The sequence below is a fragment of the Streptomyces olivaceoviridis genome (assembly GCF_014650115.1).
Classification (GTDB): Bacteria; Actinomycetota; Actinomycetes; order Streptomycetales; family Streptomycetaceae; genus Streptomyces; species Streptomyces olivaceoviridis.
The window spans coordinates 21,670-28,420 of sequence record NZ_BMUI01000050.1 but is presented as its reverse complement, the minus strand read 5'-3'; the positions used below and the strand labels follow the sequence as shown (position 1 = coordinate 28,420).

General features: G+C 73.2%; 6 protein-coding genes. 4 read left to right on the top strand and 2 right to left on the bottom strand.

From position 1 onward, the window contains the following. On the bottom strand, positions 1-1,946 hold a 1,946-nt coding region (locus IE273_RS41165; protein WP_189820230.1), incomplete at its 3' end, for an AAA family ATPase. A 565-nt stretch (positions 1,947-2,511) separates the two neighbouring features. Here IE273_RS41165 and IE273_RS41160 point away from each other — a divergent pair. Continuing rightward, positions 2,512-2,898, top strand: a complete 387-nt coding sequence (locus IE273_RS41160; RefSeq protein ID WP_189820226.1) for a WhiB family transcriptional regulator — start codon at positions 2,512-2,514, stop codon at positions 2,896-2,898. A 13-nt stretch (positions 2,899-2,911) separates the two neighbouring features. Here the strand turns inward: IE273_RS41160 and IE273_RS41155 are convergent, their stop codons facing one another. After that, positions 2,912-3,493, bottom strand: a complete 582-nt coding sequence (locus tag IE273_RS41155) for a TetR/AcrR family transcriptional regulator (protein WP_229888100.1) — start codon at positions 3,491-3,493, stop codon at positions 2,912-2,914. A 123-nt stretch (positions 3,494-3,616) separates the two neighbouring features. Between IE273_RS41155 and IE273_RS41150 the strand changes: the two genes are divergently transcribed. The 3 genes from IE273_RS41150 (at position 3,617) to IE273_RS41140 (ending at position 6,750) form a co-directional block, all read left to right on the top strand. Then, complete coding sequence (locus IE273_RS41150) at positions 3,617-4,819, top strand: acyl-CoA dehydrogenase family protein (RefSeq protein ID WP_189820225.1); 1,203 nt, start codon at positions 3,617-3,619, stop codon at positions 4,817-4,819. A gap of 83 nt (positions 4,820-4,902) precedes the next feature. Further along, a complete protein-coding gene (locus IE273_RS41145) occupies positions 4,903-5,418 on the top strand; it encodes a flavin reductase family protein (protein WP_189820224.1) in 516 nt (171 codons plus the stop codon). Between the two features lie 360 nt (positions 5,419-5,778). Beyond that, complete coding sequence (locus tag IE273_RS41140; protein WP_189820223.1) at positions 5,779-6,750, top strand: NAD(P)-dependent oxidoreductase; 972 nt, start codon at positions 5,779-5,781, stop codon at positions 6,748-6,750. The last annotated feature ends 1 nt before the right edge of the window (position 6,751 follow it).

Genomic DNA, 6,751 nt, shown 5'->3' with positions numbered 1-6,751 from the left:
TCGGCCTGGCCGCGCATCGCCGCGAGCAGACCGAGATACGCCCGGGTGTGATGGGCGAACAGCGCGTGGTGGTGTGACACCGCCAGTTCCAGGCCACGCTGTCCGGTCCGCTCGGCCTCGTCCCATTCCCCGACCGCCAGCTGGTCGAGCATGATCAGGTGCAGCATGGTGATGCCGGACACCGCGGCACCCGTCTCCACCTCGCGGTCGACGGTGCGCTGGAGGTGCGGCCGGTAATGGCTGAGGGTGTCCACGTGGTAGGCGGCGACCGAGAGCCGGCTGATGTCCCACGGTTCGAGCGCGCGGAGGTCGGCGAAGGCGCGTTCCACCCGCTCCGCCACACCCGCACCGCGCCGGACGACGTCCCCCCACGCGTCCTCGTAGATACGGGAGAGGGGGGACACCAGGTTGCCCAGGGAACCGAGGAGCTCGTGCGTCCGTTCCCACGACGTCTCGTCGCTCGCGTACTGGTCGATCGCGAGCAGCAGGTTCACCAGCCGGGTGAGGACCTCGTTCGGCTCTGCCACACCGCTGTCACGGATGCTCTCGATCGCCGCCGTGACCTGGCGATGGGAGGAGCGAACGTCCCCGTCGTCGTACAGCGCGCCATAGGCCGACGCGACCACGGAGGCCGGGGAGTCGTTCCCACCGGACGCGGTGTCGGAGCCGACCAGCTGCTGGGCCCGGTCCAGCAGGCCGGCGTGACCGGCGATGAACGCCGCGCTGCCCAGTCGCCGGGACCGTTCCTCGCGGCCCTCGCTCAGTTCCGCGGCCCGGGTCAGCCAGGTCACGGCGGCCTGTGAGCCGCCGCGCCGGGTGGCGGAGTCGGCCGCCGCCTCCAGCGCCGCCGCGACCTCCTCGTCCGGGTCGACCGTCGAGGCCGCCAGGTGCATGGCACGTCGTTCCACGTCGTCGCGGTGCACGTGCGCGAGCACCGCGTGGGCCGCGCGCCGCTCGTTGGGGGTCGCCGTCTGGACGACCGTCGAGCGCACCAGGGGGTGCCGGAAGACGAAGTCGCCGCTGACCGGGTCGATGCCCAGCAGGCCCGCCGCCAACGCCTCTTCGGTGTCGCGCATGCGGTAGCGCGTGCCGCGGGCACGGCCTGCCGCCGTGCCCGCTCCGACGCCGTCCAGGGCGCCGCGCAGCAGTTCCGCGCGTACGGCGTCACCGAGGGCCTCGATACGGGCGCCGTAGACGTGCCGCAGGCGCAGGGGCAGCGGAACGCCGGTGTAGCCGACCAGGTCCTCCCGGTTGCCCGCCTCCCGGCCACTGCGCAGCACATGGGGCGGCAGTTCCAGCAGGGCCAGCGGGTTGCCCAGCGCCTCGTCCAGGACGAGACGGCGGATCCGGGGATCCAGCCCGGGGTGGTGCAGGTCCAGGAGCTGCTCGGAGGCCTTCTCGGACAGGGTGGTCACCGGCAGGTGCGGCAGCGCGGCCGTGTCGAAGCCCGAGGGCACGTCGGAGCGCAGGCCGACGGCGAGCTTCACCGAGCTGCCGGTGAGCCGTCGGCCGACGAATCCGCACACCTCGGTGCTGGAGGTGTCCAGCCACTGGCCGTCGTCCAGTACCAGCAGGAGCGGCTTCTGCGACGCCGCGAGCGAGAACAGGTCGAGGACGGCGATGCCGAGGGTCATGACCGAGGGGGGCGGGCCCTCGCTCCTGCCGAAGACGACGTCGAAGACCCCTCGGTGGGTGTCGTCGAGCCGGTCGATGTAGGAGAGCAGCGGGTACAGGAACTGGTGCAGGCCGGCGAAGGGCAGCTCCGACTCGGCCTCGACCCCGGCGGCCCGGATCACGCGGTGCTTCTCGTCCGCCGCGAGGTCGGCGACGTGCTCCAGCAGGGCGCTCTTGCCCACACCGGTGTCGCCGCGCAGGACGAGAGCCTGGCCCCCCGGGGCCGTCACGAAGCCGGACAGCACCTCCTGCTCGCGTTCGCGGCCGACCATCGTCCTGTCGATCGACTCCACCGTCCCCTACTCCCTTCCCCGCTGAACCGGCCCGGCCGAACGCTGCCGCGCCCGTGCGCACGGATCGCGCCAGACGCAGAGGCGAGGGTACGTCCTCGTCGCTCCTCCACGGTGCGGCGTTTCTTCCCGCGGCTCCCCTTCGGGGCGCCGGGACGGCGCGTGCACATGCTCCGTGCGGCCTCCTGAGCAGTGGTTGTGTTCCACGGGGGGCCCGCCGCCCTGCGAGCCGCCTTGAGTCGAAGACTAGATGCACCTCAGGAAGTTCGTCACGTGGTATGGCCGAAAATGTTCTTGCTGCACGGCTTGCACCGTGACTGACGGCTCCGGACGTGCGGCCCGCACCTCGTATGAGCTGTACCTTGCCCTTTGAGACACGTATCGTCGCCCCGGACAGCGAGGTCCGGGCGGCGCGTACGGCCCGGCCTGGCCCGGTCCGGTACGCCGACCGCGGAACATGTGAGCTAGTGTCGGATGTGTCTTCCGATACGTGTGTACGGACGCAGCAGGCGGCCCGCCCGGGACGCCGCAGGGGAGCGAGGCGGGCATGGACTGGGTCGACCAAGGGCTGTGCCGGGCGCAGCCGGACCGGATGTTCGCCGAAGGTGCCGCGCAGAACGAGGCCAAGGCCGTCTGCGCCGCCTGCCCGGTCCGGCTCGACTGCCTGGCGTACGCCCTCGACCACCGCGAGGAGTACGGCGTGTGGGGCGCGATGACCGAGCGGGAGCGCCGGGCGCTGCTGCGCCGCCGGCCGGCCGTGACGTCCTGGGCGGAGATCTTCCGCGCGGCTGCCGCGCACCCCGACCTGGCCCCGGTCGTCACCCGCCGTGATGTGACCCCGGCCGCGGACCGTGACGCACCCCGGACGCCGTACCGGGCCGCCCCGGCACGCAGGCGGCGGCCGGGCACGGCACCGGCGGGGCTCGACCGTTGAGGCCGTGACGGGTTCAGGGCCGCAGCGCCTGGAGGGTCAGTTGGCCGTACCTGCGCCACAGCGCCGGATCCCGCTCCGCGAGATTGACCAGTTGCAGGCACATGCCGCACAGCACCACGCGCAGGTCCAGCGGGTTGGCGTCCGGACGGATCCGGCCGGCGGTCCTGGCCTCCTCCATCAGAGCGGCCAGCCGGTCGAGCAGGGGACCGGTGTACGCCGTCGACCGCCCCTCCGCGAGCACCTCTGACAGCAGGCGGTCCCGGGCGAGGTTCTCGAAGAGCAGGAGCACGTAGGTGTCGAAGGTCCGCGTCGGCTCGGCCTCGGCCAGAGCGGGCGCGGTGATCCGCTCCAGTTCCGCCAGCCGATGCCCCACGACCGCTTCCACCAGGTCTTCCTTCGTCGGGTAGCTGCGGTACACCGTGGCCTTCCCCACGTCGGCACGCTCGGCGACCTGCGGCACGGTGCCCTGGAGCCCGAACTCCTCGAAGACCTCCAGTGCCGCGGCGAAGACCCGCTCGTGGTTGCGCCGGGCGTCGGCCCGTCTGCGGGGGGCGTCCAGCCGGTTCTGCTGCGGAGTCGTCTGCACCGGATTCACCCGTTCATTGTGCCTGCCGTGGTTCGGGGCAGGGACCGCGAGGCAATCGGACCCCGGAGTCCGGTTATGCTGGGCCAAGCAAACGGACCCGTGGGTCCGAATCCTGCTGTCCCTGGAGTGGTGATGACCGCATCGATCAGCGGCGAGCGCACCCCGCTCGCCGAACCCACCCGCCGGCTCATGGCGGCTGCCCAAGAGATCGCCCCCGTGCTGCGCCGCGCCGCGGACGCGGCCGAGCGCGACAGCCGGCTGACGCCCGAGGCCGAGCGGGCGCTGCGGGAGGCGGGCCTGTTCCGCCTCGGCGTGCCGAAGCGCTGGGGCGGTGCGGAACTGGCGCCCGCCGACAGCATGGAAGTGTCGGCCGAAGTGGCGCTGGCCTGCCCGTCGAGCGCCTGGGTGGTGATGGTCTCGTACGTGGCACAGCAGATCGCCGCCTCCTTCGGGGAGCAGGGGCGCCAGGACCTGTGGGGCGACGGCCCCGACGTCCCGATGTGCGGGGTGTTCGGCAGCACGGGAGTCGTCTCCGCGCCCGTCGAGGGCGGGCTGCTCGTCTCCGGCTCCTGGGGCTGGGCGTCCGGCAGCCACCAGGCCGACTGGGCCCTGCTCGGCGTCCCGCTGCCAGGGGAGTCGGGCGCCGGGACCGAACGGGGACTGGCGCTCGTGCCCACCTCCGCCCTCGCCATCGAGAAGACCTGGGACATGGCGGGCATGCGCGGCACGGGCAGTGACACGCTGGTCGCCGACGAGGTCTTCGTCCCGTACCACCGGCTGCGGCGCTTCTCCGACGTCGTCCAGGGCAAGGGACTGCCCGAGGAGTCGTTGTACCGGATTCCCCCGGGATCCATGACGATCGTCTCCATGGGACCGCTGCTGGGCATCGGGAGGGCGGCCCTCCGGCTCACCCTGGAGACCGTCGAGGGCGGCAAGCCGATGGCCATGTCCCTGCACGCCCGGCTCGCCGACTCGCCGAGCGTGCAGGCGGCGCTCGCCGAGGCGGCCACCCTCATCGACTCCGCACACCTGCACCTGCGCCGCTCGGCGGAGTTCATCGGCACGGCGGCGGCCTCCGGGAGCACCCCCACGCTGGTCGAACGGGCACGGGTGCGGATGGACGCGGGACACGCCTCCACATGCCTGCGCCAGGCGATGCAGGCCCTGCTGACCGTCAGCGGAGCGGGCAGCTTCTCGCTCACCAAGACCATTCAGCGGCACTGGCGCGATCTGGAGACCGCGTCCCGGCATCCCACGCTCAACCCCGGGCTCGCCAAGGAGATGTACGGCCGTGCGCTGGTGGGCGACGGACGGCCGGTCAGTCCGATGGTCTGAGGCACCGCCCGCCGTATCCGCTCCCACGCCCGCCGGGCGGGCTCATGTCCGTCGCCCGGCGGGCGAGAAAGAAGAGAAGGCACATGTTCGACCTCAGCGCGTCGGAGGCCACCGGAGGCACCGTGCGCGAGGTGCTCGGGCACTTCGCGACGGGCGTCACCGTCATCACGGCCGGGGGGCCGGCCGGCCCGCTCGGCTTCACCTGCCAGTCCTTCGTGTCCCTCTCCCTCGACCCCCTGCTCGTCTCCCTCTCCCCGGCCCGGACCTCGCGGACCTGGCCCCTCATCCGTACGGCGGGCACCTTCGGGGTCAACGTCCTGGCCGCCGGCCAGGCGGACGTCAGCGCCGCGTTCGCCCGCTCCGGGCAGGACAGGTTCCACGGGGTCGGGTGGTCGCCGGGCCCGGGCGGCGCACCGCGGCTGGACGGTGTGTGCGCGTTCATCTCGTGCGAGCTGTGGAACGAGTACGACGCCGGTGACCACACCCTGGTCGTCGGCCGGGTCGTGGCGCTCGGCGCGGATCCCGCTCGTGAACCGCTGGTCTTCCACCGCGGGCGCTACCGCGAGCTGGTCCCGGGGCCGCCGTCCCACCCACGGTGAGCGGGCCCGTCCGCCGCCCGGGCAGGCAGTCGGGCCCGGGCGGCGCCGCTGACCCCGCCGCGGCCCGGCACGTCACCGGTGCCGCCCCTGCCGGGCCCGGCCGCGCGTCGACACGTATGCCGTCCGGGCGGCCGGACACACATTCGAGTGACGAGCCTCACGTGAACCTCCGCCCCTGACACACCCGTCCTCATGGGTGAGGAAACGACTCCATGCCGACCGAGGCGGTCCGGACACCGTCCGCCGCGTGAACAGGCTCCGCGGGGACGCGGTCCGGCGCGAACACCCCACCGCTTCACGAACGGCCGCACGTCGGTGCCGGCCCCACGCCGCACCTGAGCGGGAAGAAGCTGATGCACGATGAAGGACGGCACGACCGTCTGGCTCCCGTACCACCGGAGCCGGATACCCGGACTGCCGGACGAGTTCACCTACGCGTACTGGGACGGGTCCGGCCCGTTGCCGGGTGACCCCGCCGAGGTCCGCTTCCTCGTCGGCCCACCGGCTCCCGGCGCCGACCGGGTACTGCGCCCCGTCCTGCCGCGGATGCGCGACCTGGAGGTGCTCCAGCTGCTCAGCTCCGGCTACGACCACATGTTGCCGCTGCTGGACGCGATGCCGCCCGGAACCCGGCTGAGCACCGGGCGCGGCGTGCACCGCGAGGCCACCGCCGAGCTGGCGGTCACCCTGCTGCTGGCCCTGTCCCGGGGGCTCGACGTGTTCGGCGCCCGGCAGGCCGAGGGGGCGTGGCAGCCCGAGTTCCGCACCTCGCTGGCCGGCAAGCGCGTCCTGGTCGTCGGCTACGGCGCCGTCGGCGCGGCCGTCGCCGCCCGGCTCGACGCGTTCCGGTGCGAGACGGTCTTCGTGGCCCGCACGGCGCGCACCACACCGGCCGGACGCGTGCACGGGGCGGCGGAGCTGCGCGGGCTGCTGCCCACGGCGGACGCGGTGGTGCTGTGCGCGCCGCTGACCGAGCAGACGCGCGGCATGTTCGGTGCGCAGGCGCTGGCACTCCTGAAGGACGGTGCCCTGCTGGTGAACGTCGCCCGGGGAGAGCTGGTGGACACCGACGCGCTGGTCCGGGAGGTGCGGGCGGGCCGGCTCCGGGCCGGGCTCGACGTCACCGATCCGGAACCGCTGCCGCCCGGCCATCCGCTGTGGCACCTGCCCGGCGTCCTGATCACCCCGCACGTGGCGGCCTTCACCGACGCGTTCCCGACGATGACCGAGGACTTCCTGCGCCGGCAACTGCACCGCTACGCACGGGGCGAGGAGCTGCACAACGTGGTCCTGACGACGACCGCGGCCGGCGATGCCGTACAGGCGGCGTGAG